Genomic DNA, 26,694 nt, shown 5'->3' on the forward strand with positions numbered 1-26,694 from the left:
CTCGTGACCACGATCGGCATCATCGGACTTGGCAACATGGGGCGGGGGATGGCCACGACGCTCAAGGGCGCGGGCTTCGCCGTCACCGGATACGACGCATCCGAAGCGACGCGGGCCGCGCTCGCCAAAGAGGACATAGTGATCGTGGACGGCATCGGCGCAGTCGTCGCCTCAGCCGATATCGTGATCCTGTCGCTGCCGACCGCCGAGATCGTCGAGCGCGTGGTGGCGGGCGAGGGCGGCATCCTCGCGCATGCGGAAGCGGGTGTCGTCATCGTCGACACCTCGACCTCTCACCCCGAGACCTCGCGGCGACTGGCCGGCCTGCTGAAGGCGAAAAGCATGGGCTTCGTCGATGCGCCGGTCAGCGGCGGGCCGAAGGGGGCCGCGACCGGCACCATGACGATGGTGATTGGTGCCGCCGACGAGGATCTCGCGCGGGTGCTGCCGGTGCTGGAGAAGATGAGCGCCAGGCGCGTGCATGTCGGCGGCGTCGGCGCCGGCAACGTCGCCAAGATCGTCAACAATCTTCTCTGCGCCGCACATCTGCTCACCGCCGCCGAAGCGCTGCGCATCGCGGCTGCGGCCGGCGTCAATGCCTTCAGGCTGCTCGACGGCCTCAATGCGGGCTCGGGCCGCTCCGGCGTGACGCAAGTCAATGTGCCTAACTGGATCCTCAACGGCGCCTTCGATTCCGGCTTCACGATGCAGCTGATGCGCAAGGATGTGCGACTGGCGGCGCAGTTCATCGGTGAGCTCGGCCTCGCGCTGCCGATGGCCGCGGACACCGCGCGCATCTGGGCGGACAGTGCTGGCAGCATCACCGACTCCGAGGATTTCAACCGCATCGTCGAGCTGCAGCTCGGCCCGATCAGCCAGCCGTGAGAGCGCAAGCCATGACGCATTTCATCGATCCCCGCCTACGCGACGCGGCGCTGCCGTTCTGGCCCGAGTTCGAGACGATCGGCTCGCATGTCGGCGGCGAGCTCGTCATCGGCATTGGCGCTGCGGTCTCCGTGAATGATCCCGCCACCGGCAAATTGCTGTTCAGCTATACCGATGCCGGCGCCGACGTCGGGGCGAAGGCCGCAGCCGCGGCCGTCGCCGGCCAGGCCGAGTGGGCGCGCGTCACCGCCGCCGGCCGCGGCCGCGTGATGCAGGCGGTCGCACGCGCGATCCTCGCTTTGGCCGAGCCGCTTGCGCAGCTGGAATCGCTCTCCGCCGGCAAGCCGATCCGCGACACCCGCGGCGAGGTCGCCAAGGTCGCGGAGATGTTCGAGTACTACGCCGGCTGGGCCGACAAATTCCACGGCGACGTCATCCCGGTGCCGACCAGCCATCTCAACTACACGCGCCGCGAGCCCATGGGCGTCGTGCTGCAGATCACGCCGTGGAATGCGCCCATCTTCACCGCGGGCTGGCAGATCGCGCCGGCGATCAGCATGGGCAACGCCGTCATTCTCAAGCCTTCGGAGCTGACGCCGCTGACCTCCCTGGCGCTCGCGGTACTCGCCGAACGAGCGGGCCTGCCGAAGGGCGTCGTCAACGTGCTCGCCGGCTTCGGCCACACCACGGGGCAGGCGGCGCTCGCACAGCCCGCGGTGAAGAAGGTCGTGTTCGTCGGCTCGGTGCCGACGGGGCGGCTGATCGGCGAGGCGGCGGCACGGCGGCTGGTGCCGTCGGTGCTCGAGCTTGGCGGCAAGTCGGCCAACATCGTGTTCGCCGACGCCGACCTCGAGCGCGCCGCGATCGGCGCCCAGGCCGCGATCTTCGGCGGCGCCGGGCAGAGCTGCGTCGCCGGCTCGCGGCTCCTGGTGCAGAGCGCGGTGTATGACCGCTTCGTCGATCTGGTGGCGAAGGGCGCGGCCAAGATCAAATGCGGCGATCCGCTGTCGGCGGACACCGAGATCGGCCCGATCAACAACGCCAAGCAGTATGATCACGTGCTGTCGCTGATCCGCGAGGGCGCGGAGGGGGGAGCTGAGATCGTAACCGGCAGCACAGGTGAAAGCGCGGGCGGCGGCTACTATGTCAAGCCCACGGTGCTCAAGAACGTGACCAACGCGATGGGCATCGCGCGCAAGGAGGTGTTCGGCCCCGTCGTCGCCGCGATCCGCTTCGAGACCGAGGAGGAGGCGATCGCGATCGCCAATGACAGCGAGTTCGGTCTTGCCGGTGCGGTGTGGACGAAGGACGTCGCGCGCGCGCATCGCGTCGCCGCACAGGTCAAGGCCGGCACGTTCTGGATCAACTCCTACAAGACGATCAACGTCGCCTCGCCCTTCGGTGGCTTCAACAACAGCGGCCATGGCCGCTCCTCCGGCGTCGAGGCGCTGTACGAGTACACGCAGGTCAAGAGCGTGTGGGTCGAGACCGCGGCCGAGCCGGCGATCGCGTTCGGCTATGCGCCGGGCTTGCGCGAGTAGAGCCGCGTGGCATGATGACTGCAGGAGCAGCGCACCCCGCGAACCACAAAACAGTTCCGGAAAAAGGAACAGAATCATGCCGCGCTTCGTCAACGTCGCCATCGGCCAGCTCGGCCCCATCGCCAGGAGCGAGCCGCGCAGCGTGGTCGTCGCGCGGCTGATCGCCCTGATGCGTCAGGCGCACGCCAACGGCTGCGACCTCATCGTCTATCCCGAGCTCGCGCTGACGACCTTCTTCCCGCGCTGGTACATGGCCGATCAGGCCGAGATCGATACGTACTTCGAGCGCGAGATGCCCGGGCCGGAGACGCAGGCGCTCTTCGCGCTCACGAAGGAGCTGCGGATCGGCTTCTGCCTGGGCTACGCCGAGCTGACGGTCGAAGATGGCGTCGTGCACCGCTACAACACCGCCATCCTCGTCGACAAGGACGCGCGCATCGTCTCGAAATACCGCAAGGTGCATCTGCCGGGACATGCCGAGCACGAACCGTGGCGCAAGTTCCAGCATCTGGAAAAGCGTTACTTCGAGCCGGGCAGGGGTTTCGGCGTGGCCGATGCCTTCGGCGGCGTCATCGGCATGGCGATCTGCAACGACCGGCGCTGGCCCGAGACCTATCGCGTGATGGGCCTGCAAGGTGTGGAGATGGTGCTGATCGGCTACAACACGCCGGTGCACAATCCGCCTGCGCCGGAGCACGATGATCTCTCGCTGTTCCACAACCGCCTCGTGATGCAGTCCGGTGCCTATCAGAACGGCACCTGGGTGATCGGCGTGGCGAAGGGCGGCATCGAGGAGGGCGTCGATCATATCGCCGGCAGCTGCATCATCGCGCCCTCAGGCGAAATCGTGGCGGCCTGCGCTACCAAGGGCGACGAGATCGCGCTGGCCCGCTGCGATCTCGACCTGTGCAAGTCGTACAAGCAGACGATCTTCAATTTCGACATCCATCGCCAGCCCCGGGCTTACGGCATGATCGTCGAGCGCAAGGGCGAGCGGCTGATGGCGGACGGTTCGCCGGTGCGGAAATCGTGACGCGTAGGGTGGGCAAAGGCGCTGCCGTGCTGTTTCCTGATCCAAGATCGCAATGGCGCCGTGCCCATCGTCTCGCTGCGGACTGCGCGGCGCGATGGTGGGCACGCTGCCGCCTATCGGCGGCTGCTTTGCCCACCCTACAGCACTCCGCGCGCGGCAAGTCCGTAGCCCGCATGAGCGCAGCGACATGCGGGTTTACACGCGCTGTCTTGGAGAACCCGGGGTCGTTGCGCTCGCCCGGGCTACGACAGCCTTGCGCCCCATGCCTCATTTGCGTTCAAATGAATGCACGCGGCGTGCATGGCATGGGCCTTGCTTACAATTTCGGCAATTGAACTCAAGCATCTTGCATCAGGAGCAACCATGGATCGCAGAACGGTATTGAAGGGATTGGCGGGCGCGGGTGGTCTGGCACTGACGGGCTTCGCTGCACCCGCGATCGCGCAAGGCGCAAACGCGCGCACCCTGCGCTTCGTGCCGCAGGCCAATCTCGCCAATTTCGATCCGATCTGGGGCACGCAATATGTCGTGCGCAACGCGGCGGCGATGGTGTGGGACACGCTGTACGGCATCGACGACAAGTTCGTGCCGCAGCGCCAGATGGTGGAATCCGAAGAGGTCTCCTCCGACGGTTTGACCTGGACCTTCAAGCTGCGTCCGGGCCTTAAATTCCATGACGGCGAGCCGGTGCTCGCCAAGGACGTCGTCGCCAGCCTGACGCGCTGGTCGGCGCGCGATCCGATGGGCCTGATGCTCAAAGCCATCCAGAACGAACTTACCCCGGTCGACGACAAGACCTTCAAATGGGTGCTGAAGCAGCCCTATCCGAAGATGCTGTTCGCGCTCGGCAAGGGCAACGCGCCCTGCGCCTTCGTGATGCCCGAGCGCATCGCGCAGACCGATCCGTTCAAGCAGATGTCGGAATATGTCGGCTCCGGCCCGTTCAAATTCGCCAAGGGCGAATGGGTGCCGGGCGCCAAGGCGGTGTTCGAGAAGTTCGCCGACTACGTGCCGCGCGACGAGAAGCCGGTGTGGCTCGCGGGCGGCAAGAAGGTGCTGGTCGACCGCGTCGAATGGGTGATCATGCCGGATCCCGCGACGGCCGCGGCCGCGCTGCAGAACGGCGAGGTCGACTGGTGGGAGAACCCGATCACCGACCTGGTGCCGGTGTTGAAGGGCAACAAGAACATCGGCGTCGACATCGGCGATCCGCTCGGCAATGTCGGCTCGTTCCGCATGAACCACCTGCATGCGCCTTTCAACAACGTGAAGGCGCGCCAGGCCATCCTGATGGCGCTGAGCCAGGAAGACTACATGCGCGCGCTGGTCGGCGACGAGAACGCGCTGTGGAAGCCACTGCCGGGCTTCTTCACCCCGGACACGCCGCTCTACACCGAGGCCGGTGGCGAGATCCTGAAGGGCAAGCGCGACTTCGCCGCGGCGAAGAAGCTGCTGGAAGAGGCCGGCTACAAGGGCGAGCCGATCACCTGCGTCGTGGCGCAGGACCAGCCGATCACCAAGGCGTTCGGCGACGTCACCGCGGATCTCCTGAAAAAGCTCGGCATGACCGTCGATTTCGTCGCCACCGATTGGGGCACCGTCGGCGCCCGCCGCGCGCAGAAGACGCCGCCGAGCCAAGGCGGCTGGCACATGTTCCACACTTGGCATGCCGGCGCCGACTGCATCAACCCGGCCGCCTACACCGCGCTGCGCGCCAATGGCGACAAGGCCTGGTTCGGCTGGCCGACCAGTGAGAAGGTCGAGACCGAGATCACCAACTGGTTCAACGCCAAGTCGCTCGACGAGGAGAAGACGGTTGCGGCCCGCATCAACAAGGCGGCGCTGGAGGACGTGGTGTTCGCGCCGACCGGCTTCTTCCTCGGCTACACGGCGTGGCGCAAGAACGTCTCCGGCGTGACCAAGGGGCCGATCCCGCTGTTCTGGGGCGTGTCGAAGACGGCATGAGGCGCTGACAACTCATGCTCAGCTATGCGCTCCGACGCGTGCTGTCGACCTTGCCCGTGATGGCGATCGTCGCGCTGTTCGTCTTCAGCCTGCTGTACATCGCGCCGGGCGATCCGGCCGTTGTCATCGCGGGCGACCAGGCGAGCCCGGCCGACGTCGAGCGCATCCGCGCCAATCTCGGACTGGACCAGCCCTTCCTGGTCCAGTTCGGCAGCTGGGTGTGGCGCCTGCTGCACTTCGACCTGGGCACATCGATCTTCACCAATCTTCCGGTGTCGGCGATGATCGCCCAGCGCATCGAGCCGACCTTGTCGCTGATGATGGTGACGTTGGTCCTCACCATCCTCATCGCGGTGCCGCTTGGCGTCATCGCGGCGTGGAAGGCGGGCACCTGGATCGATCGCGTGATCATGGCCTTCGCCGTGTTCGGCTTCTCGGTGCCGGTGTTCGTGGTCGGCTACATCCTCGCCTACGTGTTCGCGCTGAAGTTCGACCTGTTGCCGGTGCAGGGCTATACGCCGCTCGCGCAAGGGTTCTGGCCGTGGCTGCAGAACCTCATTCTGCCGGCGGTGGCGCTCGGCTGCGTCTACATCGCGCTGATCGCGCGCATCACCCGCGCCGCGATGCTCGAGGTGCTGCAGCAGGACTTCATCCGCACCGCGCGCGCCAAAGGCCTCGGGCAGGGCGGCATCCTGTTCATCCATGCGCTGAAGAACGCTGCGGTGCCGATCGTCACCGTGGTCGGCATCGGCATCGCGCTCCTGATCGGCGGCGCCGTGGTCACCGAGAGCGTGTTCGCGATTCCCGGCTTGGGACGGCTCACCATCGATGCGATCCTGCGCCGAGACTATCCTGTCATTCAGGGCATCGTGCTGCTGTTCAGCTTCGTCTACGTGCTTGTCAATCTCCTGATCGACATCACCTACACCCTGGTCGACCCGAGGATCCGCTATTGACCGTCACGACCACAACGTCTCCGCCACCCGGCCTCGTCGTCGCGCCCCGTCTGCCGGACCTGATGGCGGCGCCGAAGGTCCGGCGAGGCATCATCGGCTTCCTGCGCAACCATCCGACGGTCGCGATCGGCGGCGCGCTCTTGCTCGTGCTCGTCATCATCGGCGTGTTCGCGCCGTTCCTGTTCACCGTCGATCCCACCGCGATCGCGCCGGCCAAGCGCACGCGGCTGCCGTCGGCCGACTTCTGGTTCGGCACGGATGCGCTCGGCCGCGACATCTATTCGCGCGTGCTCTACGGCACCCGCGTCTCGCTCACGGTCGGCCTCTCGGTGGCGCTCGCAGCCTCGCTCATCGGGCTTTCGATCGGCCTCGTCGCCGGCTTCGTGCGCTGGGCCGACGGCGTGCTGATGCGCTGCATGGACGGGCTGATGTCGATCCCGCCGATCCTGCTCGCGGTCGCGCTGATGGCGCTGACGCGCGGCAGCGTCGGCAACGTCATCCTCGCCATCACCATCGCCGAGATCCCGCGCGTCGCGCGCCTCATCCGCGGCGTCGTGCTGTCCTTGCGCGAGCAGCCTTATGTCGACGGCGCGGTCGCCTCGGGCACGCGCACGCCGATGGTGATCCTGCGCCACATCCTACCCAACACCATGGCGCCGATGCTGGTGCAGGCGACCTACATCTGCGCCAGCGCTATGATCACCGAGGCGATCCTGTCCTTCATCGGCGCCGGCACGCCGCCGACCATCCCGTCCTGGGGCAACATCATGGCCGAGGGCCGCGCGCTCTGGCAGGTCAAGCCCTACATCGTGTTCTTCCCGGCGGCGTTCCTGTCGGTGACGGTGCTCGCCGTGAATCTGGTGGGTGACGGACTCCGCGACGCGCTCGACCCGCGCATGGCGAAGTCGCCATGAGCCGCAGCGTGAGACATCGCCAGGAGCTGAACTGATGCCTTTGCTCGAGGTCGAGAATCTCCAGGTCCATTTCCGCACGCCCACCGGCATCAACCGGGCCGTCGACGGCGTCTCATTCCACGTCAACCCCGGCGAGACGCTCGCCATCGTCGGCGAATCCGGCTGCGGGAAGTCCGTCACCTCGATGTCGATGATGCGGCTGATCCCGGAGCCGCCCGGCAAGATCGCGGGCTCGATCAAGCTCGAGGGCAGGGACATCCTGTCGCTCTCTGACCGCGAGATGCGCGCGCTGCGCGGCAACGATATCTCGATGATCTTCCAGGAGCCGATGACCAGCCTCAATCCCGTGCTGACCGTCGGCCGCCAGATCGGCGAGACCCTGCGGCTGCATCAGGGGCTGGACCAGGCCCAGGCCGAGGCGCGTGCCGTCGAGATGCTGACCCTCGTCGGCATCCCCGAGCCCGCCCGCCGTGTCCGCGAATATCCGCATCAGCTCTCCGGCGGCATGCGCCAGCGCGTGATGATCGCGATGGCGCTGGCGTGCAATCCAAAGCTCCTGATCGCGGACGAGCCGACCACCGCGCTTGACGTCACCATCCAGGCGCAGATCCTCAAGCTGATGCTCGAACTGAAGCAGCGCGTCGGCGCCGCGATCATCCTGATCACGCATGATCTCGGCGTCGTTGCCGAGGTCGCCGAGCGCGTGATGGTGATGTATGCCGGACGCAAGGTCGAGGAAGCGCCGGTGAAAGAGCTGTTCCGTTCGCCGCGCCATCCCTACACGCAGGGCCTGCTCGGCGCGCTGCCGAAGCTCGGCTCGTCGTTGTCGGGCGAGACCAAGCGCCTCGCGGAAATTCCCGGCCAGGTGCCGGACCTCAAGCAGCGCATCGACGGCTGCGTGTTCGCCGGCCGCTGCGCGCTCGCGACCGATCTGTGCCGGCAATACGCGCCGGGCCTGGAGCAGAAGGCGCCGCATCACATCGCCGCCTGCCATTTCGCCGCCAAGGAGCAGGCCGCCGCATGACCATGCCGCTGCTCCAGGTCAACGACCTCAAGAAGCATTTCCCGATCTCGGGCGGGCTGTTCGGCCGTACCAAAAGCAAGGTGCATGCGGTCGACGGCGTGTCGTTCGAGATCGCGCGCGGCGAGACGCTGTCGCTGGTCGGCGAGTCCGGCTGCGGCAAGTCCACCGTCGGCCGCGCCATCCTCAGGCTGTTCGACATCACTGGCGGGCAGATCGTGCTCGACGGCGAGCGCATCGACGATCTCGGCCCGCACCGGCTGCGCGAGATGCGCCGCCGCGTCCAGGTCGTGTTCCAGGATCCGTTCTCCAGCCTCAATCCGCGCATGCGGATCCGCGACATCCTCGCCGAGCCGATCAACAATTTCGGGCTCGCCAAGGACAGAGCCGAGCTCGACGCGCGCATCGCGGAGCTGATGGACATCGTGCGCCTGCCGCGCGACGCCGTGAACCGCCGCCCGCACGAATTCTCCGGCGGCCAGCGCCAGCGCATCGGCATCGCGCGCGCGCTCGCCGCCAAGCCCGAGCTGATCGTCTGCGACGAGGCGGTGTCCGCGCTCGACGTCTCCGTTAAGGCGCAGATCGTGAACCTGCTGCAGGATCTGCAGCGCGAGTTCGGCCTCGCGCTCTTGTTCATCAGCCACGACCTCGCCATCGTCGAGCACATGACGCACCGCGTCGCCGTGATGTATCTCGGCCGCATCGTCGAGATCGCCCCGCGCCGCCAGATCTTCGCGTCACCTGGCCATCCCTACACCAGGGCGCTGCTGTCAGCCGTCCCCGTGCCCGAGCCCGGCGCCGAGCGCACGCCGATCATCCTGAAAGGCGACGTGCCGAGCCCGGTGAATCCGCCGAAGGGCTGCCGCTTCCACACGCGCTGCCCGCTCGCCTTCGACCGCTGCCGCAGCGAAGTGCCGGAGCTGAGGCTCAAGGGCGAGGACCAGTGGGTCGCGTGCCATCTGGAGAATGTGTGAAGCCGTAGCCCGGATGAGCGCAGCGCCATCCGGGTTCTCATGACCAGTGCGGTTGACCCCGGATATCGCTGCGCTCATCCGGGCTACGCGGTCACACGAGCCTTCACCGCGTCATTGCGAGCGCAGCGAAGCAATCCAGAGTCCTCGTGACGCCCTGGATTGCTTCGCTGCGCTCGCAATGACGGAGGAGAGACGATGCGTTCAACTCGACCACCGTCTTGAAGGCTACAGGTGATCGCAGGCACCGTCATTCGGCTCCGATCCTCCGCTCTCACGCCAGCCTCCGCTGTCGTCCCGGACACGCCCGCCGACGCGAAGCGGCGGTGGGTGCTGACCCGGGACCCATCACCCGTGTCGGTTGTTGGCTTGCGCAAGCCTGGCCATCTCGTGTCACGACATCTTCCTGTGATTTATGGGTCCCGGCGTTCGCCGGGACGACGACGGCGGCGCAGCAAGGCTTTTCCCGAGCCGGGCGGGTGGCGGCGGCTCGCCTGCTGCTCATCGGCCACACCGGCCTGCCCAATCGCCCGCGGGGATGCGCCATTCCCAGGCCGGTGCATTGTCACCGCCCGACCCGGCGACTAGAAATTGATCCGGTTGAGGAATCTCCAATTCGCGCCGCGCCGGGAACCACCCCTCGGCCGGCCTGTCCCGCGTTCGAAGAGGCCGCCATGCATTTTGCCCACGAGCCCACAGCACCGGCGGCCGCCCAGATCAGCTTCGACCAGTTCCTCGCCGTTGACATCCGCGTCGGCACCATCGTCGCGGCTGAACCGTATCCGGAGGCGCGCAAGCCCTCGCTGAAGCTCACCATCGATTTTGGCCCTGCCATCGGCACCAGGCGCTCGAGCGCGCAGATCGCCGCGCTCTATGACCCGGCCACCCTGGTCGGCCGCCAGGTCGCGGCCGTCGTCAACTTCCCGCCGCGGCAGATCGGCAAGTTCATGTCCGAGGTGCTGACGCTCGGCTTTCCGGACGAGGCCGGGAACGTCGTGCTGTTCAAGCCCGACAAGGCCGTGCCGAACGGCGCGCGGCTGTTCTGAGCGGGGGGCGAGACCGTGGATATGCTGCTGGAACCTGTTACGCTGCCGCCATTCCCCGAAGGCATCCGAATTTCCTTGAGGCAGATGCATCTTCTCCAGGCTCCCATGGGCGGCACCCTGGTGACCGGCGGCGCCACCTTCCGCGTGTTCGCACCGCATGCCAAGGCGATCTACGTCTCCGGCCCGTTCAACGATTGGGCGCAGGACGCGAACTGCCGTCTCGCGCCGATCGGCAACGGCCATTGGGCGATCTTCGTGCCCGGCTTGAAGGACGGCGACGCCTACATGTATTTCGTCGAGGGCGAGGGCAATGCGGGCTACAAGCGTGATCCGCATGCGCGGCTGCTCACCGTCGAGCCGCCGTTCCCGCAGGCGCATTCGGTGCTGCGCAACCCGCAAGCCTTTCCCTGGCACGACACGGATTTCACGCCGCCGCCCAGCAACGAGCTGGTGATCTATCAGCTTCATGTCGGCGTCTTCGACATGAAAGCCGGCAATCCCGATGGCTGCTTCTTCGACGTGATCGAGCGCGTGCCGCATCTGAAGAGGCTCGGTATCAATGCCATCGAGTTGCTGCCTGTGCAGGAATTCCCGACCATGTTCAGCATGGGCTACAACGGCACCGACCTGTTCAGCCCGGAGACCGAGTATGGCGAGCACGAAGCGGGGCATCTCGCCGCCTATTTCGCCCGGACCAACGAGATTCTCACGGCCGCGGGCGCAGCAGCTTACGCCGATATCGGCGTCGTCAGGCATTGCGACGACCAGCTGCGCGCGCTGATCGACGTCTGCCATGTCCATGGCATCGCCGTTCTGTTCGACGTCGTCTACAACCACGCTGGCGGCGGGTTCGATGAGAACAGCATCTGGTTCTTCGACCGTCAGGCCTATGGCGATCCCAACCGCAGCCTGTATTTCACCGATCAGGGCTGGGCCGGCGGCCAGGTGTTTGCCTATTGGAATGCCGACGTGCGGCAGTACCTCGTCGACAACGCTATCATGCTCTATCGCGAGTATCACGCCGACGGGTTGCGCTTCGACGAGGTCAGCGTGATGGACCGCTTCGGCGGCTGGGCGACCTGCCAGCAGCTCACCGAGGCGCTGCGCGCGGAGAAACCGGACGCGATCCAGATCGCGGAGTACTGGCCGGTCAATCCGTGGATCGTGAAGGACATCGCCGCCGGCGGCGCCGGATTCGACGCGACGTGGAGCGATGGACTGCGGCTCGCGGTGCGGGGCGCGATTGCCAGCGCAGCAGGCGGAGCAGGGGCTCAAGTCGCCATGCAGCCGATCGCCGCCGCGCTCGCCGATCTCGGCCTGGGCGAGCGCTGGCGCGCCGTCAACTCGATCGAGAACCACGACATCGTCTATGCCGGCCGCGAGCCGCGCATCTCGCGTCTGGCCGATCCCGTCGACAGCCGCTGCTGGTACGCGCGCAGCCGCTGCCGTGTCGCCACCGGCCTGTTGCTGACCGCGCCGGGCATCCCGATGCTGTTCATGGGCCAGGAGCTGTTCGAGGACCGTCCCTGGAGCGACACGCCGAGCCCGGACACCACCATCCAATGGGCGCTGCTCGACGGCGAGGACAAGATCACGGCGGATGCGATCCGCTTCACGTCGGAGCTGATCGCTGTCCGCCGCACCCATCCGGCGCTGACCGCCGAGGGCTGCGCCATCGTCCACGTCCACGACGGCAATCGCGTGCTCGCCTTCCACCGCTGGGACGGAAAGGGCGACGACGTCATGGTGATCGTCAGTTTGAGCGAGACGCCGTGGCGCGACTACGCGATCGGCTTCCCGGCAGGCGGCACTTGGCACGAGGTGTTCAACAGCGACGTCTACGACAATTGGGTCAATCCGGGCGTGGTCGGCAACAACGGCGCGGTGACCGCGAACGGCCCCGCGCTGCACGGCCAGCCGAGCTCGGCCATGGTGACGATCCCTGCCAACGGCGTGCTGGTGTTTGCCAGGACATGAGGTGTGTAGGGTGGGCAAAGGCGCTGCACTGCTCTCTCGACAAACGCGATCGCAGAGGCGCCGTGCCCACCATCTTGCCGGCGTGCTCGCGGATCCACGGTGGGCACGCCGCCGCCTTCGGCGGCCGCTTTGCCCACCCTACGACACCGCGGTCGGGGCGGCCATATGCGAGAGAGACCTCCGGTCTCTCCTCCGTCATTGCGAGCACAGCGAAGCAATCCAGGATGGTGGGCGGGACTCTGGATTGCTTCGCTGCGATCGCAATGACGTGGTGAGAGCGGGGCACCTCATTGGCGGAGCGATTTCGAGAGGCAGACTACACGATCAGCCGCCCCTGCCGCTCCGCAATCGAGATCACCGCCTCGGTCCCCGCATTGAAATCGAGATGGTCCGCTTCGATGCCGTCCGAAAAGATCACGCCGTTCTCCGGCATCAGCGAGCGCAGGCGAAGGGTCTCGATGCCATCGAGCCCGCCGCACACCAGCGTCGTCTGCGACGTCTTGCTCGGGAACGGCTCGCGGACCGCAAAGCGAAGCGAGCGCGCGTCCCAGGGCAGGGTGGTGTACTCGCCGTCGCCATGGCTGCTATAGCTGCCGGCGATCGCCAGCGCGCCGGTGACGATGCTTTTGAACCAGGCGGTCGAGCCGAGACCGGTGGCGACGATGAGCCCGCTGGACGATTGCCGCTCCTGCTGCTCGCGCGTCGTGATCTCGTAGCGCGCCGAGACATGCGTGCGGGCGCCGATGAAGAGGTCGTTGACAGCGTAGAGAACCTGGCCGTCGGCGAGGCTGGCGCGTGCCATGGTCACCGCCTTGGCCGCGCGCTTGTCGGCGGCGACCTCTGGCAGCAGCGCTGCGAGGTCGGCCGGCGCGAACGGCAGCAGCACGCCGTCGTGGCGCAGCGAGTCCGGGTTGAGGCCGAGCAGCGGCTGGCCGTCGAGATATTTCATGGTGTTGGCGACCAGCCCGTCGGGACCGAGCACGGCGACGATATCGGCGGGGCCGAAGATGAAGTTCGGCAGGAAGCCGCGGTCGACGATCTGGTAGCGGCCCCAGCGCTCCAGGGTCTGCGTCGCCGTGGCGCGCGCGGTCTGGTAGGCCGCGTGCTCGCGCTCGTAGTCGGAGAAGTCGGCGCCGAGATGCTCGACATAAAAGCGGGCCTGGTCCGCGGTGAGGAATCTTGCGATCAGCTCCTCCAGACGCGTTCTCCTGGTGACCAGCACCACCTTGCGGTCATTGCCGGACACGGGGCGCCTCCGCGGGCTTTTGCATCAGGCTGTTCAGCAGCTCCGGCGAGACGTTCAGCTGCCCGATCTTCTCGGCCTTCTCAGCGAGGCCGGAGAACGCCTGCGCGATCAGCTGGCCCGGCTGCATGCCGGTCGCCGCGAGCGCCTGGATCACGCGGGTGTCGACGCCCTCGAAGATCTTCATCAGCGCGCCGACGCGATACGCCTCGGCGTCCGCCAGCGTACGGGTGTTGGCCGCGTTCAGCGCGACGAAATCCCGGCGCTTGGCCTCCAGCCCGATGTCCGCAACCATGCCGGCCTCGCGCAGCTCGTTCTTCTTCGCGGACACGCTGGCTTCCGCGTCCATCTGTGTCTCGCGGATCGACCGCTTCTTCTGCTCGACCGCGATCTCGGTATCGAGCTCGCTCTCGCGGATGGCGCGCTCGCGTTCGACCGCGAAGTTGCGCCGGGCGAAGATGGCTTCATCCGCGGTCTTCAGGATCGCCTCGCGCGCCTCGGCCTCCAGCGCCTTGGCCGTTTCCGGCGTCGGCTTCACCGCGCGCACCGCGACGCCGAGGATCTCCAGGCCCAGCGCATCAATGTCGGCGCGCTGCTTCAAGCCGACGGCGATCGCCTCCGCGATGCGGTCGGAGGCGCGCAACGCTTCCCGGAGGGTCATGTCCTTGACCGTTTGCTGCGCCAGCACCTCGACCGCGCCGAGCACGCGCTGCGGCAGCTCCTCCGGGTCGTCGGACTCGTACGTCTTGCCGTCGCGCTTGAGGGTGAAGTTCAGCATCGCGGCCGCCTTCTTCGGCTCGCCGATGCGGTAGGTGACCTGGCCCTGGATCGTCAGCGTCTGAAAGTCGCGGGCGATCTGCTGGAAGATGAAGGCGGCGTCGCGGCTGCCGATGGGGATCGCGACCAGCGAGGTGGCGGGGCCGTAATAGAAGGTGGAGAGCCCGGCGCCTTCCTCGACGATCGTGCCGGCGCGGTACTTGAGCAGGTAGGTGGTGGGCTGGGCCTTGATGAAGCGAATGCCGAACATGGCGGCCTCCTGTCGTCTGGTGATCGCGTAGCCCGGATGAGCGCAGCGATATCCGGGGTCTCACGACTTGCTGAGGTGAACCCGGGTGTCGCTGCGCTCACCCGGGCAACTGGCTGGTGACATAAGTGGGTCATGCCAACTAAGTAAGTTGGACAGTACAACTAAGTGTGCTAGTGTCAAGGGCATTTTTGGGGGGCGAGCGGTATGGCAGGACGGCAAGGGCAGGGCGGCGGGGCGGCGGCGGGGCTGGATTTCCCGCGCCCGCTGACCACGGTCGACGTCGTCATCTTCACGATCCGCCAGGACGCGCTGCACGTGCTGCTGGTACGCCGCGGCCATGCCGAGGGCGAGCCGTGTCCGGACGCATTCGCGCTCCCGGGCGGCTTCGTCGACGTGGCCAGGGATGCCGATCTCGCCGCTTGCGCGCGGCGCAAGCTCGCCGAGAAGACCGGCGTCGTCAGTCCCTATCTGGAGCAGCTCGGCAGCTGGGGCAGCGCCAGGCGCGATCCGCGCGGCTGGTCGGCGACCCATGCCTATTTCGCGTTGGTCCCGGCCTCAGCGGCCGAGGCGGCGCCGGCGGCCGATGCACAATGGTTTCCGCTCCAAGGCACCGGCGTGAAGCCGAAGCTCGCCTTCGACCATGCCGAGATCCTCGAGGCGGCCGTGCAGCGGCTGCGCAACAAGGTCGAGTATACCTCGTTGCCGGCCTATCTGATGCCTGAGGAGTTCACCCTGCCGGAGCTGCAGCGCACCTACGAGATCGTGCTCGATCGTCCCCTGGAGAAGAGTGCCTTCCGCACCCGCATGCTCTCAGCCGACCTGATCGAGCCGATCGCCAAGATGCGCAAGGGCCCGAACCGGCCGGCGCAGCTCTACCGGCTGAAAGCCGCTGCGGCGCCGGTGTACTTCGCGCGCACGTTCAACGCGCCAGAGTGAAGGTCGTGTCGTGGTGTCGCCGTGGCGTAGCCCGCATGAGCGCAGCGACATGCGGGGTCTCACGCGCTGTTGCGATGAACCCGGATGTCGCTTCGCTCATCCGGGCTACGTGCTACGTCAACAGGTGATCGCTCAGGCCGAGAAATCCACCACCAGCGATTTGCTGGTCGAGCTCGACGAGCTGCTGCCGCTGGCGCTGTAGGACGACGTCTTGCTGCTATTCGAGCTCTGCAGCGCCTCGAGAAGTTTCTTCAGCAGCTCCTCGACCTGCGACGACGAGTCCGACGAAGACGAGGTGCTCGACGTGGTGTCGTCGCTGCTCGAATTATCGCTCGGCGGCGGACCGGGCGGAGGGCCACCCGCGCCACCGGCACCGCCCGGGCCACCGGAGAAGGCGTTGGCGAACACGTTCTTCAGCTCGCTCGCCTGGTCCGAGGTGAGCTTGCCGCTGTCGACCTCGCTCTGGATCAGATCGTCGATCTTCGACTGCATCTCCTTGGGCGACGGCGGCGTGCTTGAGGTCGTCGACGACGAACTGCTGCCGCCGCTCTTCAACGCGGAATCGATATCGTCGAGCGCCGATGACAGTGCGGTCTGGTCGGTCGAGCTGACCGTGCCGGACGAGACTTCCTTGGAAAGCTCCTGCTTGAGCAGGTCGAGCGGCGAATACCCGCTCATGGAGGAGGCAGAGATCGACGTCATGGCGTGCTCCGAAGGTTGCGACATCAAACCTGCGTCCAGGTGCGGCTCCAACGCTTAACAGCACCTTGTTCGTTGTTTCCGAATGTGTCTGCCGGTCGACTTCACATAAAACGAAGCAGAAATGTTCGGCGCTCCGTAGGAATACGGGGCGCGAGATCGCGGCACGGCATACTGCGGCGATTACGGAGCTTTTGAGAGAAAATGTTAATACCGCTCGGCCAAGTTGGCCGGCGTAGTCACAAGACAACGGAGTCTCGGGATGCGCCTGCTCGACGGCCTGACGATACGGACGGTTCTCGGCCTGATCATCGGTGCGCTTGCGGTTTTGCTGATCGGCAGCCTCGCGACCGGCGTGGTCGACGCGCTGACCCGCTATCAGTCCGCGCAACGGATCGCGCGGTTGGCCGGCGCCGACCAGCAGCTGTTCAATACCCTGATCGGTTTCCGGCTGGAGCGGGGCACGTTCCTGGCGACTTTGGCGGCCGACGGCACCGCCGACCAGGCGGCCGATACGCGCATCGCGACCAATCGCGAGCTGTCGGAGAAAGCCTACAAGCAGGTTCAGGACGCGCTCGCCGGCTTTGCCGACGCCAGGATCGCAAGCCGCCTCGGCAGTCTCGTTTCGACCCATGATCGTCTGGCATCGCTGCGGGCCGACGCGGAGCGGGCCATCCATCAGCCCAAGGCCTCGCGCGACATGCAGCTGGCGGACTCGTTCCGCAAGGCCGCGCAGGATTACCTCGATGCGCTGCTGGTCACCGCAGCCGATCTCGAAGAGACCATGAAACTGGTCGATCCGGTCGTCGACCAGATGATCAACGTCAAGCAGGCGGCCTGGGCTGCGCGCAACTTCGGCGGCCAGTTCGCGATCCGGCTCGAAAACGCGGCGGCGTCGGGCAAGCCGTGGACGGTCGCGGAGATCGTCGGCGGCGCCGAGGATGCCGGCCGCCAGAGCCAGGCCTGGAGCCAGGTGCTCACGGCGGCGGCGCGTCCCGACGCGCCGGCCGCGCTGGTAGATGCGGTCAACCGCTCGAAGCAGGCGGACGCGACGGCAATGGCCGAGCAGCAGGCCGCGCTCATCAAGGCGCTTCGCAACAACCAGACCGTCGAGGTCAAGTTCGCCGAACTGTCCAAGCTCAACACCGCACTGCTCTCCTACAGCGTCGATGCGGCCAATGCCGTGCTTGCTGAGATGGTGGCCGTGGCCGGCCGTCGCATCAGCGATGCGCGTGACAGCCTGATCCTCAATGCCGTCATGATGGTGATCGCGCTCGCCGTGGCTTTCGCCGGACTGTTGATCGTCCAGCGCCGCATCTCCGCTGCGATCCGCTCGCTGGCAGCGGCGATGCGCCGGCTGGCGGATCGCGATTACACTATCGATATCGCGGGCATCAATCGCGGCGACGAGATCGGCGAGATGTCGCGGGCGCTCGCGGTGTTCAAGGACAACATGATCACCGGCGACCGCCTCGCCAGCGAGAAGGAGGCCGAGCAGAGCCGGCGCGAGCGCCGCCAGGCCACGGTCGACCATCTCATCCGGCAGTTCGAGGCGACCGTCACCTCGTCGCTGCAGACCCTGACCTCCGCGTCGAACGAGTTGAACAGCACGGCGCAATCGATGTCGGCGACGGCGGACCAGGGCCGCACGAAAGCGTCTTCGGTGGCCTCGGATTCCGAGCGCGCCTCCGGCAACGTGCAGATGGTCGCAGCGGCGACCGAGGAACTGTCGGCCTCGATCAGCGAGATCAGCCGCCAGGTGACCGAATCCACCTCCATCGCCGGCGCGGCAGCGATGCAGGCAGAGAAGACCAATGACGAGGTGCGGGCGCTGTCGGATGCGGCGCAGCGCATCGGCGACGTCGTCGCGCTGATCAGCGGCATCGCCGAGCAGACCAACCTCCTGGCCCTGAACGCGACCATCGAGGCGGCGCGGGCCGGCGAGGCCGGCAAGGGCTTTGCGGTCGTCGCGGCCGAGGTGAAGACGCTCGCCAACCAGACCGCCAAGGCGACAGAGGAGATCACCTCGCAGGTCGCCGGCATCCAGTCGGCGACGAAGGCCTCGGTCGATGCCATCCAGGCGATCTCCTCGACCATCCAGCGCGTCAACCAGATTGCCGCGGCGATTGCGGCCGCGGTCGAGCAGCAGGGCGCCGCGACGCGCGAGATCGCCCGCAACGTGCAGCAGGCGTCGGAGGGAACCAACGCGGTGTCGCACAACATCTCCAGCGTCTCGGAAGCCACTGCCGCCACCGGCCAGGCCGCCGGAGGGGTGCTCGACTCCGTCCGCACGCTGTCGAAGCTCTCGGCCGACCTGCGCCACGACGTCGACCAGTTCGTGAGCCAGCTCAGGGCGGCCTAAGGACAGTCCCGTAGCCCGGATGAGCGAAGCGACATCCGGGTTCAACTCCATGGTCCGTCACGAACCCGGATGTCGCTTGCGCTCATCCGGGCTACAGCCGCCACCGGCATTGCGGCATGCCGAGAGCGCAGTGCTCGACGCGGCGAAATGGTGTATCCGCGGGGGACAGGCGGCGGCTCCAGGGCTGTCCGCCACAAGGAATAAGCTCCCGGAGGAACTCCATGTCGGCCCTGCCGCTGTCTGGCATCAAGATTCTCGACCTCACGCGCGTATTGGCCGGTCCGCTCTCGGCTCAGATGCTGGCCGATCTCGGCGCCGAGGTGATCAAGATCGAGCGCCCGGGCACCGGCGACGACGCGCGCGCCTTCGGCCCGCCTTACCTCAAGGATCCCGAAGGCAAGGCCAACAACAACAACTCGTTCTATCTCTGCGCAAACCGCAACAAGAAGTCGGTGACCGTCAACATCGCCTCGCCTGAAGGGCAGGAGATCATCCGCGCGCTCGCCAAGGACTGCGACGTGTTCATGGAGAACTACAAGGTCGGCGATCTCAAGCGCTATGGCCTCGACTACGAGGCCATCAGGGCGATCAATCCCGACGTGATCTACTGCTCCGTGACCGGCTTCGGCCAGACCGGCCCTTATTCGCCGCGCGCCGGCTATGACGCGATCTTCCAGGCGATGGGCGGCCTCATGAGCGTCACCGGCCACATGGACGGCGAGCCGGGGGCGGGGCCGATGAAGGTCGGCCCCTCGATCGTCGACTACATGACCGGAATGAACACCTCGATCGGCATTCTCTCGGCGCTGTACCATCGCGACGTCAATGGCGGCGGCGGCCAGCACATCGACGTCTGCCTGTTCGACACCGTGATCGCCTCGCTGTCGCATTACGCGCAGATCTTCCTGGTCAACGGCAAGTCGCCGCCGCGCCGCGGCACCTGGGGCAATGGCGGCATGCCGGCCGGCGTGTTCCGCTGCACCGACGGCGAGCTGATGCTGGTGGTCGGCAACGACGCGCAGTTCGCGCGCACCTGCGCGGTGCTGGGGGCGCCGGAGCTCGCGACCGATCCCAAATTCGTCAAGAACAACGACCGCGTCGTCAACGGCAAGGAGATCATGGCGATCTTCGCCGGCCTGTTCCTGAAGAACTCGGTCGCGCATTGGCTGGACGAGCTGGAGAAGGCCGGTGTGCCTTGCGGCCCCGTCAACGATTTCGCCCACGTCTTCGCCGACCCGCATGTCCGCTCGCGCGGCATGGAGGTGAAGGTCGATCACCCGTTCGAGCCGCAGCTGTCGCTGATCCGCAACGCGCTGACGTTTTCGGGCACGCCGATCACCGAGTACCGCGCGCCGCCGCTGCTCGGCCAGCATACAAGGGACGTGCTGGCGGGGATCGGGTATGACGACGACAAGATCGCGGCGCTGAAGCAGCAGGGCGTGGTGTAGGGCGCGACAATCGCGGCATTCTCCGGTGTCGTCCCGGCGAACGCCGGGACCCATAACCACCGGCCGCGGTGCTGATCCTCGATCTCTCCCCGCGTGCCTCAAGACGGATCACGCGGTATGGGTCCCGGCGTTCGCCGGGACGACCCGTGGAGAGAGTGTGCCTCAGTTGTGGCGGTGGTGATGGTAGCGCTTCGCCTTATGCCTTGGCGCATGATAGCGCGGCTCTGCCACGTACGGAGCAGGCGCCGGCGCACCGAGCTGCTGCCGCGATTCCTGCAGACGGCGCTGATAGCCTGGTGAATTCATCAGATTGGCGGCGCCGCCGCGCGCCAGCACCGGCTCGCTCGTCGTCAGCAGCGCGAGGGATGATGCGACGAGGGCGAGCAAGATTTGGGCGAGCAAGATTTGCGGTCGGTGCGTCACGGCGAGACTCCATGATGACGTCGGGATCTCGTAGCCCGGATGAGCGTGCGCGACATCCGGGTTCGCCACGACCGCCTGCGTTGAACCCGGATATCGCCTGCGCTCATCCGGGCTACGGGTTTCGCGCGGCGATCTTGGCTTTCGACTTTGCCGCGCTCTCGCGCGCGGTCAAGCCGAGCACAGCGCCGCGCACCACGCGGTCGATCACATCCTCGACATCGTCGAGGTCGCATTGTCCGTCGGACAGCTTGGTGAGACGTTCGCTTTCGCGGATGGTGTGATGCGCCATGGCGAGCGCGAAATGCAGGCCCCAGAACAGGTCGACCTCGGCGCTGTCGGGCAGCGCGCGCTGCATCGCCGCGGCGAATTTCCGCAAATGGTCGATTTCCTTGGTCTTGATGCGGCGGATCGGCGGCACCGATTCGATCGAGGCGCGGATCATGAACTGCGCCACGGGCGAGCGCTGGTTCTCAGGTCCGAGGCAGCCGCGCAGGATCGGGCCGACCAGGGCGCGCAAAATGGCGCCGATGTCGGCGCGGCCGCCGCCGGCATCCTCAGCGGCGCGCAATTCGCGCAGCCGCTCGCGGTTGAGCGCGATCGAGCGCGTCACGAACAGCTCGGCGATCAGCTCGTCCTTGGAGCCGAAATGATAGTTCACCGCGGCGAGATTGACGTTCGCCGCCGCGACGATATCGCGCAGGGTCACGTCGGAGAAGCCGCGTTCGGCATAGAGCCGCTCGGCGGCAACGAGGATCGCAGTCCGGGTCTGGTCGGTTGCCATGCTCGTCCTCCCGAACGGCGAAGAGGGGTGGGGGAGTTGCGTTTCAAACAATTGTATGAAACTATTGTTTGAGACGGCCGGAATGTCAATCGCGGTGCTTCCGCGGCATGACATTTCGGCGCTGCAGCGAGGCGGCCCGCGAATTCGAGCCGCGCAAGAACGCTCTTGCGCGGATGTGGTCGGCGGACCGACACTGTGGCCAAAACACGTTCGAGGAAACGCTCAAGGAGAGTCCCATGGACTTCACGATGTCGGCGAAGCAGCAGGAATGGCTGGAGCGCGTGCGCAGCTTCATGACCAAGCATGTCCGCCCGGCGGTGCCGATCTACAAGCAGCAGGACGCTGAGGGCGACCGCTGGAAGGTGATCCCGATCCTCGAGGACCTCAAGGCCAAGGCGAAGGCCGAAGGCCTGTGGAACATGTTCATGCCGCCGTCGCCGCACGAGGACGACGAGTTTCGCGGCGCCGGCCTGACCAATCTCGAATATGCGCTGCTGTCGGAGGAGATGGGCCGCATCTCCTGGGCCTCCGAGGTGTTCAACTGCTCGGCGCCCGACACCGGCAACATGGAGGTGTTCATCCGCTACGGCACCAAGGAGCAGAAGCGCAAATGGTTGCGCCCGCTGATGGACGGCGAGATCCGCTCGGCGTTCCTGATGACCGAGCCGGCGGTGGCCTCGTCGGACGCCACCAACATCGAGACGCGCATTCAGCGAGACGGCGATCACTACGTTATCAACGGCCGCAAATGGTGGTCGTCGGGCGTCGGCGATCCCCGCTGCAAGATCGCGATCCTGATGGGCAAGACCGATCCGTCCGCCGCCAAGCATCAGCAGCAGTCGCAGATCCTGGTGCCGCTCGACACCCCCGGCATCAAGGTCGAGAAGATGCTGCCGGTGTTCGGCTTCGACGACGCTCCGCACGGCCACGCCCAGGTGCTGCTCGAGAACGTGCGCGTGCCGGCGGAGAACATCCTGCTCGGCGAGGGCCGCGGCTTCGAGATCGCTCAAGGGCGGCTCGGTCCGGGCCGCATCCATCACTGCATGCGCACCATCGGCAAGGCCGAGGAGTCGCTGGAGAAGATGGTGCGCCGGCTGATGACGCGCACTGCCTTCGGCAAGAAGATCATCGAGCATTCGGTGTGGGAGCAGCGCATCGGCGAGGCCCGCACCAACATCGAGATGTGTCGGCTCTTGTGCCTCAAGGCCGCCGACATGATGGACAAGGTCGGCAACAAGACCGCGCAGGGCGAGATCGCCATGATCAAGGTCGCCGCTCCCAACATGGCGCTCAAGATCATCGACGACGCCATCCAGGCGTTCGGCGGCGCCGGTGTCTCGGATGATGCGGGTCTCGCCAAGGACTACGCCAACATCCGCACGCTGCGTCTCGCCGACGGCCCCGACGAGGTGCACAACCGCGCCATCGCCCGGTTGGAGATGAAGAAATACGCCAACGAGCCGCGGCACTGAGTGTAGTCTCGTAGGGTGGGCAAAGCGTCCGGCTGTGCGCGAAGCGCGCAGGCGGAGGCGTGCCCACCATTCGCGTTTGAAGTAAGACGGTGGGCACGCTTCGCCTTGCCACCCTACGATTCGTGGCACGCTCGCGACCACGACACTCCGTCATTGCGAGCGAAGCGAAGCAATCCAGAGTCCCGGCGGAGCCCTGGATTGCTTCGCTTCGCTCGCAATGACGAAAAGGACGATCGGCGGACAACGGGGCCGCCGCTCGCCGGATCAGAGACAGAATCAAGCGACCAAGGGAGTTCGTCGTGGCCGACGGCGTCAAGAAGGACGAAGAATTCTCCGGCACCAAGCCGGTCGAGGAGCGGCATCGGTTCGACGAGGCCAGGCTCGCGGCCTGGATGGCCGAGCATGTCGAGGGCTACCAGGGCCCACTGACCGTGCTGCAGTTCAAGGGCGGCCAGTCGAATCCGACCTATCGGCTGAACACGCCGTCGCGCTCCTACGTGCTCAGGCGAAAGCCGTTCGGCAAGCTGCTGCCGTCGGCGCATGCGGTCGATCGCGAATTCCGCGTCATCGCGGCGCTCGGCAAGCAGGGCTTTCCGGTCGCGCACGCCTATGCGCTGTGCAACGACGACAGCGTCATCGGCTCGGCCTTCTACATCATGTCGATGGAGGAGGGCCGGGTGTTCTGGGATCCGACCCTGCCGCATGTCGCCGCTCCCGAGCGTCGCGCGATCTTCGAGAGCAAGATCGAGACCTTGGCGAAGCTGCACACCTACGATCCCTCAGCGATTGGCCTCGCCGATTTCGGCAAGCCCGGCAACTATTTTGCCCGCCAGGTCGATCGCTGGACCAAGCAGTACCGCGCCTCCGAGACCGAGCATCTGCCGGAGATGGAAAAGCTGATCGAATGGCTGCCGCGCACCTTGCCGGTGCAGCAGCGCGTCTCGATCGTGCATGGCGACTACCGACTCGACAACATGATCTTCCACGCATCGGAGCCGCGCGTCATCGCGGTGCTCGACTGGGAGCTGTCGACGCTCGGCGACCCCATGGCCGACTTCACTTATCTCCTGATGCAGTGGATCATGCCCGGCCTCGCCGGCGTCGATCTCAAGGCGCTGAACATCCCGACCCTGGAGGAGGCGGCGGCGATCTATGGCGGGGTCACCGGCACGGCGCTGCCCGACCTCAACTGGTATTTCGCCTACAACCTGTTCCGCCTCGCCGGCATTCTGCAGGGCATCATCGGCCGCATCCGCGACGGCACCGCCGCCAACGACAAGGCGATCGAGTCGGTCAAGCGCATGGTGCCGATGACCAAGCAGGCCTGGGAATACGCGCAAAAGGCGGGGGCGGTGTAGCTCGTAGGGTGGGCAAAGCGGCCGCCGACGGCGGCGGCGTGCCCACCATCTGAACTCATCAGCAAACTCATTGGCAAGCATGGTGGGCACGGCGCCACGACGATCGCGGACGTGGAGATTGCACGGCTGCGCCTTTGCCCACCCTACGGCCCCTCGCAGCCGTTTAAGCTAGCGCCGGCCGCCACCACCGCCGCCGCCACCTCCACCACCGCCGGCCGCGGTCATCGCACTGCTGTAGCGCGGGTCGGTCTGCTTCATGTAGATCGGCGAGGTGTCGCGGCTCTGACGCCGCTGGGCCTGCTGCACCTGCACGTCAGTGCCGCACGCCGTCCATGACACCAGCTCGCAGCCCGGCCACACGACCTCGCGCGCGCTCGCGCTCGTGATGGCCGTACCGGCTGCCAATGCGCCGATACAGGTGAGCAGGGCTAGCTTCGATAATCTCGACATGGTGTCCATCCTTAATTTCGGCGAAGCCGGAATGGTCCGCTTGCGAGGTTCGACGGCACGTCCGAGCGGGCGGTTCGAAGATGACAGCTGAAAAATCCCATCACGCAGGGACGTCCACGCCTGAACCGGATCGCAGCTCACTGCGACGTGGTACGCTATCATCGTCCGCGGCCGCCGATCGGCGGGGATCAGGTACGGTGCTTTTGAGTGTCCTTCGGCCGGATCGAGTGCGGCCTTCAATCAGCCGGAGTCATCGGTACTGGACGGAGCTGCAGATACACGATCGACAACAGGCCTGCCGCTAGTGGGACCATGAGCAGGTGGACGATGTTCGTCGCCCCCTGCAACACGAGCAGCGCCTTCATCGGCAGGATTGGCAGGCCGGTGTCAGAGATCAGGAGAGCGCGATTGATCATCACCTCCAGATGGCTGAGAAGCGCGTTCGGCAAGATCACACAGGCTGCGACGCAGAGCATCAGGCGCACGAGGTTGCCGCGCGTGGCGCGCCATGACGCGGACAACCCGAGCCCGCCGGCGTTGATGGCGCTGGCGGGCATCGCCAGACACAAACGGCAGACCAGCGTGACGAGGACGAGCCTGACCAACACCGCAGGCAGCGCGAGAGCGATCAACTCGCCTGTTGTCGTCGGCCCCGCGAAGTTGGGCTCGGGGAGGAATCCAGTCAGCAGCATGGGGAGCCACGCGATGAGTCCGACGAGAGCGGCGGCCGCCGTGAAGCGCCAAAGATAACGGGTGAGGACATTGCCGATGCTCGGAGCCGCCGCCTGGCCAAGGATCAGATAGCGATGCCAGGCAACAGCGATGCTGGCGCAAGCGAGAACCACTACGAGCTGGGCCATGACCGTGATCGCGGTCGTGCCCGCCGGGCCGAACAGCCCGGCCATGCGCAGCGCCATGGCCAGCACCGGCAGCAGCGCGCATACCACGAGCCAGGGCCAAGCGATGCGCAGGATCGCGCCGAAGCCGAGTAGGTAGCTCCCATAGCTACGTCGGATGGTCGGCCAGAGCGGCAGGCGGAAGATGAGGTTCTGATCCATTGTCATCATGCGCTGGGGCGGGAGGTCTCGTCACGATAAGGAGTCGCTGGCACCGGCGCCAGCAACCGCGAGGCGTGGCTATAGGTAGGCGCCGGCGACATGACTATGTCGTACAGGGTTATTGCGCGACGGTGGCCTGCATCGCCCTTTGCTGCGGCGGCTTCGCGATGTCCATGGCGCTCGTCAGGCAAATCGGTGTGTGCGCGATGCTTTGTCCTCTTTGCGGGAGAAGGCTGGATCGTGGTCGGCAGGAAAAAATTTCGTAAACGCGATCAAAGCGATCGTCCGACCCACCTCGGGCCAGTCAAGATTTCATCTTGCGATTTTCCGAATTTCATGATCTGATGCAGCCATCCCGTCCCACCGAAGGGGCGTTGCGCGCGATCGTCACGACACGCGGGGCGGGGAGCGGTGGCCGCGATCCTGTCGCAGCGTAGCCTGGCTACGCGGACGAACGGCAGGGCGCGGACGTGAAGTCGCAGCGTGCTGGCACCCCGATGCTGGTGCTACGTTCGTGACGGCGCATGCGCGCCGCACGGGCCATGGTGGCCAACAAGCCCGGCGCACCAGGCAGACTGCGTATAAGCGTGAAGACCACCGCGCAGGGAAGGCCGGGCGTTGTCCGGCTGCACCTGTGGTACCTGCCGCCTGCATTTTTTTCTCGCAGGCGGGCCGCAGGCGTCAGCCGACGCCTGGCCTTCCCTGCGCCCTTCGATTTGCGAGGGGCGGTGACGATCGGATCACTCGGGCGCGCAGGCGCTGCGGGGATGAACGCGCATGATTGCACTCTGTCATTGCGAGCCGAAGGGTCCACGCGAAGCGCGGCCCGATGATCGCCTCCGCGGCGCAATTCAGCGCTTAGGATACGACCCTGGATCCCGTCGCCGCGCTCGCGATGACCGCTCCAAAACACACTGTCATCCCGGAAAAATACCGGCAGCGCGACTGCGCTGGCGGTGCGCAGAGCCGGGATCCATACGCCGCAGTAGATCTGTGGGGCAAAAAGCCAACCGCCAGCCTGCCTCAAACCGCTCCCTGGGGGTATGGGTCCCCGCGTTCGCGGGGACGACAGCGGAGGGTGTTGCGCGCAGTCGTGGTCAAAAGGCCGAAGTCGCGCGGCAACAACAG

At 66.3% G+C, this 26,694-nt stretch carries 22 protein-coding genes; 15 read left to right on the forward strand and 7 right to left on the reverse strand.

What is annotated here, in order from left to right; genetic code table 11:
• The first annotated feature begins 3 nt into the window (after positions 1-3).
• The 10 genes from BRADO_RS14135 to BRADO_RS14180 all read left to right on the forward strand — a co-directional run bounded on the left by BRADO_RS14135 (position 4) and on the right by BRADO_RS14180 (position 12,309).
• Entirely contained in the window at positions 4-885 is an 882-nt protein-coding gene (locus BRADO_RS14135; protein WP_011926013.1) for an NAD(P)-dependent oxidoreductase, read from the forward strand.
• An 11-nt stretch (positions 886-896) separates the two neighbouring features.
• Positions 897-2,426 (forward strand): aldehyde dehydrogenase family protein, encoded by a 1,530-nt coding sequence (locus BRADO_RS14140; protein ID WP_041756493.1) that lies wholly within the window; start codon positions 897-899, stop codon positions 2,424-2,426.
• A 76-nt stretch (positions 2,427-2,502) separates the two neighbouring features.
• On the forward strand, positions 2,503-3,459 hold the full coding sequence (locus BRADO_RS14145) for an N-carbamoyl-D-amino-acid hydrolase (protein WP_011926015.1): 957 nt from the start codon (positions 2,503-2,505) through the stop codon (positions 3,457-3,459).
• Positions 3,460-3,822: 363 nt separating this feature from the next.
• Complete coding sequence (locus BRADO_RS14150) at positions 3,823-5,424, forward strand: ABC transporter substrate-binding protein (RefSeq protein ID WP_011926016.1); 1,602 nt, start codon at positions 3,823-3,825, stop codon at positions 5,422-5,424.
• 14 nt (positions 5,425-5,438) lie between these two features.
• The gene (locus tag BRADO_RS14155) at positions 5,439-6,380 is read left to right on the forward strand and encodes an ABC transporter permease (RefSeq protein ID WP_011926017.1); all 942 of its coding nucleotides are present in this window, start codon (positions 5,439-5,441) and stop codon (positions 6,378-6,380) included.
• On the forward strand, positions 6,377-7,294 hold the full coding sequence (locus BRADO_RS14160; RefSeq protein ID WP_011926018.1) for an ABC transporter permease: 918 nt from the start codon (positions 6,377-6,379) through the stop codon (positions 7,292-7,294). Before BRADO_RS14155 ends, BRADO_RS14160 begins: the two co-directional genes overlap by 4 nt.
• Before the next feature lie 34 nt (positions 7,295-7,328).
• Positions 7,329-8,318: an ABC transporter ATP-binding protein gene (locus BRADO_RS14165; protein WP_011926019.1), complete on the forward strand. Its 990-nt coding sequence runs from the start codon at positions 7,329-7,331 to the stop codon at positions 8,316-8,318.
• Positions 8,315-9,289 (forward strand): ABC transporter ATP-binding protein, encoded by a 975-nt coding sequence (locus tag BRADO_RS14170; RefSeq protein WP_011926020.1) that lies wholly within the window; start codon positions 8,315-8,317, stop codon positions 9,287-9,289. Before BRADO_RS14165 ends, BRADO_RS14170 begins: the two co-directional genes overlap by 4 nt.
• 671 nt (positions 9,290-9,960) lie before the next feature.
• Complete coding sequence (locus BRADO_RS14175) at positions 9,961-10,332, forward strand: tRNA-binding protein (protein ID WP_011926021.1); 372 nt, start codon at positions 9,961-9,963, stop codon at positions 10,330-10,332.
• Positions 10,333-10,353: 21 nt separating this feature from the next.
• Positions 10,354-12,309, forward strand: coding sequence for an alpha amylase C-terminal domain-containing protein (locus tag BRADO_RS14180; RefSeq protein WP_173363501.1), 1,956 nt, complete (start codon positions 10,354-10,356; stop codon positions 12,307-12,309).
• Between the two features lie 316 nt (positions 12,310-12,625).
• On the opposite strand, the gene BRADO_RS14185 is transcribed toward BRADO_RS14180, so the two are convergent.
• Positions 12,626-13,555 (reverse strand): sugar kinase, encoded by a 930-nt coding sequence (locus BRADO_RS14185; RefSeq protein WP_011926023.1) that lies wholly within the window; start codon positions 13,553-13,555, stop codon positions 12,626-12,628.
• Complete coding sequence (locus BRADO_RS14190; protein WP_011926024.1) at positions 13,542-14,579, reverse strand: SPFH domain-containing protein; 1,038 nt, start codon at positions 14,577-14,579, stop codon at positions 13,542-13,544. Before BRADO_RS14190 ends, BRADO_RS14185 begins: the two co-directional genes overlap by 14 nt.
• A 204-nt stretch (positions 14,580-14,783) precedes the next feature.
• Here BRADO_RS14190 and BRADO_RS14195 point away from each other — a divergent pair, with 204 nt between their 5' ends.
• Entirely contained in the window at positions 14,784-15,515 is a 732-nt protein-coding gene (locus BRADO_RS14195) for an NUDIX domain-containing protein (protein WP_011926025.1), read from the forward strand.
• 132 nt (positions 15,516-15,647) lie between these two features.
• On the opposite strand, the gene BRADO_RS14200 is transcribed toward BRADO_RS14195, so the two are convergent.
• A complete protein-coding gene (locus tag BRADO_RS14200) occupies positions 15,648-16,217 on the reverse strand; it encodes a hypothetical protein (protein ID WP_011926026.1) in 570 nt (189 codons plus the stop codon).
• Between the two features lie 259 nt (positions 16,218-16,476).
• On the opposite strand from BRADO_RS14200, the gene BRADO_RS14205 reads away from it, so the two are divergent.
• A complete protein-coding gene (locus BRADO_RS14205) occupies positions 16,477-18,576 on the forward strand; it encodes a methyl-accepting chemotaxis protein (RefSeq protein WP_011926027.1) in 2,100 nt (699 codons plus the stop codon).
• Positions 18,577-18,797: 221 nt separating this feature from the next.
• Complete coding sequence (locus tag BRADO_RS14210) at positions 18,798-20,024, forward strand: CaiB/BaiF CoA-transferase family protein (RefSeq protein ID WP_011926028.1); 1,227 nt, start codon at positions 18,798-18,800, stop codon at positions 20,022-20,024.
• A gap of 162 nt (positions 20,025-20,186) precedes the next feature.
• Here the strand turns inward: BRADO_RS14210 and BRADO_RS14215 are convergent, their stop codons facing one another.
• Positions 20,187-20,447 (reverse strand): hypothetical protein, encoded by a 261-nt coding sequence (locus BRADO_RS14215; protein WP_011926029.1) that lies wholly within the window; start codon positions 20,445-20,447, stop codon positions 20,187-20,189.
• 112 nt (positions 20,448-20,559) lie between these two features.
• A complete protein-coding gene (locus tag BRADO_RS14220) occupies positions 20,560-21,228 on the reverse strand; it encodes a TetR/AcrR family transcriptional regulator (RefSeq protein WP_011926030.1) in 669 nt (222 codons plus the stop codon).
• 236 nt (positions 21,229-21,464) lie between these two features.
• Here BRADO_RS14220 and BRADO_RS14225 point away from each other — a divergent pair, with 236 nt between their 5' ends.
• Entirely contained in the window at positions 21,465-22,700 is a 1,236-nt protein-coding gene (locus tag BRADO_RS14225; RefSeq protein WP_011926031.1) for an acyl-CoA dehydrogenase family protein, read from the forward strand.
• 299 nt (positions 22,701-22,999) lie between these two features.
• The gene (locus tag BRADO_RS14230) at positions 23,000-24,058 is read left to right on the forward strand and encodes a phosphotransferase family protein (RefSeq protein ID WP_011926032.1); all 1,059 of its coding nucleotides are present in this window, start codon (positions 23,000-23,002) and stop codon (positions 24,056-24,058) included.
• A gap of 168 nt (positions 24,059-24,226) precedes the next feature.
• Here the strand turns inward: BRADO_RS14230 and BRADO_RS14235 are convergent, their stop codons facing one another.
• Together BRADO_RS14235 and BRADO_RS14240 are read right to left on the reverse strand one after the other, a co-directional pair.
• The gene (locus BRADO_RS14235; protein WP_041757498.1) at positions 24,227-24,508 is read right to left on the reverse strand and encodes a hypothetical protein; all 282 of its coding nucleotides are present in this window, start codon (positions 24,506-24,508) and stop codon (positions 24,227-24,229) included.
• A gap of 236 nt (positions 24,509-24,744) precedes the next feature.
• Positions 24,745-25,566 carry a hypothetical protein gene (locus BRADO_RS14240; protein WP_041756494.1) on the reverse strand — a complete coding sequence of 274 codons (822 nt, stop codon included), beginning with the start codon at positions 25,564-25,566 and terminating at the stop codon, positions 24,745-24,747.
• Positions 25,567-26,694: the final 1,128 nt, after the last annotated feature.

The sequence above is a fragment of the Bradyrhizobium sp. ORS 278 genome, assembly GCF_000026145.1.
Lineage (GTDB): Bacteria > Pseudomonadota > Alphaproteobacteria > Rhizobiales > Xanthobacteraceae > Bradyrhizobium.

Bases quoted from the DNA above. Each gene is read 5' to 3' on its own strand.
- BRADO_RS14140 (WP_041756493.1), top strand. From the start codon at position 897: ATGACGCATTTCATCGATCCCCGCCTACGCGACGCGGCGCTGCCGTTC.
- BRADO_RS14145 (WP_011926015.1), top strand. From the start codon at position 2,503: ATGCCGCGCTTCGTCAACGTCGCCATCGGCCAGCTCGGCCCCATCGCC.
- BRADO_RS14150 (WP_011926016.1), top strand. From the start codon at position 3,823: ATGGATCGCAGAACGGTATTGAAGGGATTGGCGGGCGCGGGTGGTCTG.
- BRADO_RS14155 (WP_011926017.1), top strand. From the start codon at position 5,439: ATGCTCAGCTATGCGCTCCGACGCGTGCTGTCGACCTTGCCCGTGATG.
- BRADO_RS14165 (WP_011926019.1), top strand. From the start codon at position 7,329: ATGCCTTTGCTCGAGGTCGAGAATCTCCAGGTCCATTTCCGCACGCCC.
- BRADO_RS14170 (WP_011926020.1), top strand. From the start codon at position 8,315: ATGACCATGCCGCTGCTCCAGGTCAACGACCTCAAGAAGCATTTCCCG.
- BRADO_RS14175 (WP_011926021.1), top strand. From the start codon at position 9,961: ATGCATTTTGCCCACGAGCCCACAGCACCGGCGGCCGCCCAGATCAGC.
- BRADO_RS14180 (WP_173363501.1), top strand. From the start codon at position 10,354: ATGCTGCTGGAACCTGTTACGCTGCCGCCATTCCCCGAAGGCATCCGA.
- BRADO_RS14190 (WP_011926024.1), bottom strand. From the start codon at position 14,579: ATGTTCGGCATTCGCTTCATCAAGGCCCAGCCCACCACCTACCTGCTC.
- BRADO_RS14195 (WP_011926025.1), top strand. From the start codon at position 14,784: ATGGCAGGACGGCAAGGGCAGGGCGGCGGGGCGGCGGCGGGGCTGGAT.
- BRADO_RS14200 (WP_011926026.1), bottom strand. From the start codon at position 16,217: ATGACGTCGATCTCTGCCTCCTCCATGAGCGGGTATTCGCCGCTCGAC.
- BRADO_RS14205 (WP_011926027.1), top strand. From the start codon at position 16,477: ATGCGCCTGCTCGACGGCCTGACGATACGGACGGTTCTCGGCCTGATC.
- BRADO_RS14210 (WP_011926028.1), top strand. From the start codon at position 18,798: ATGTCGGCCCTGCCGCTGTCTGGCATCAAGATTCTCGACCTCACGCGC.
- BRADO_RS14220 (WP_011926030.1), bottom strand. From the start codon at position 21,228: ATGGCAACCGACCAGACCCGGACTGCGATCCTCGTTGCCGCCGAGCGG.
- BRADO_RS14225 (WP_011926031.1), top strand. From the start codon at position 21,465: ATGGACTTCACGATGTCGGCGAAGCAGCAGGAATGGCTGGAGCGCGTG.
- BRADO_RS14235 (WP_041757498.1), bottom strand. From the start codon at position 24,508: ATGTCGAGATTATCGAAGCTAGCCCTGCTCACCTGTATCGGCGCATTG.
- BRADO_RS14240 (WP_041756494.1), bottom strand. From the start codon at position 25,566: ATGGATCAGAACCTCATCTTCCGCCTGCCGCTCTGGCCGACCATCCGA.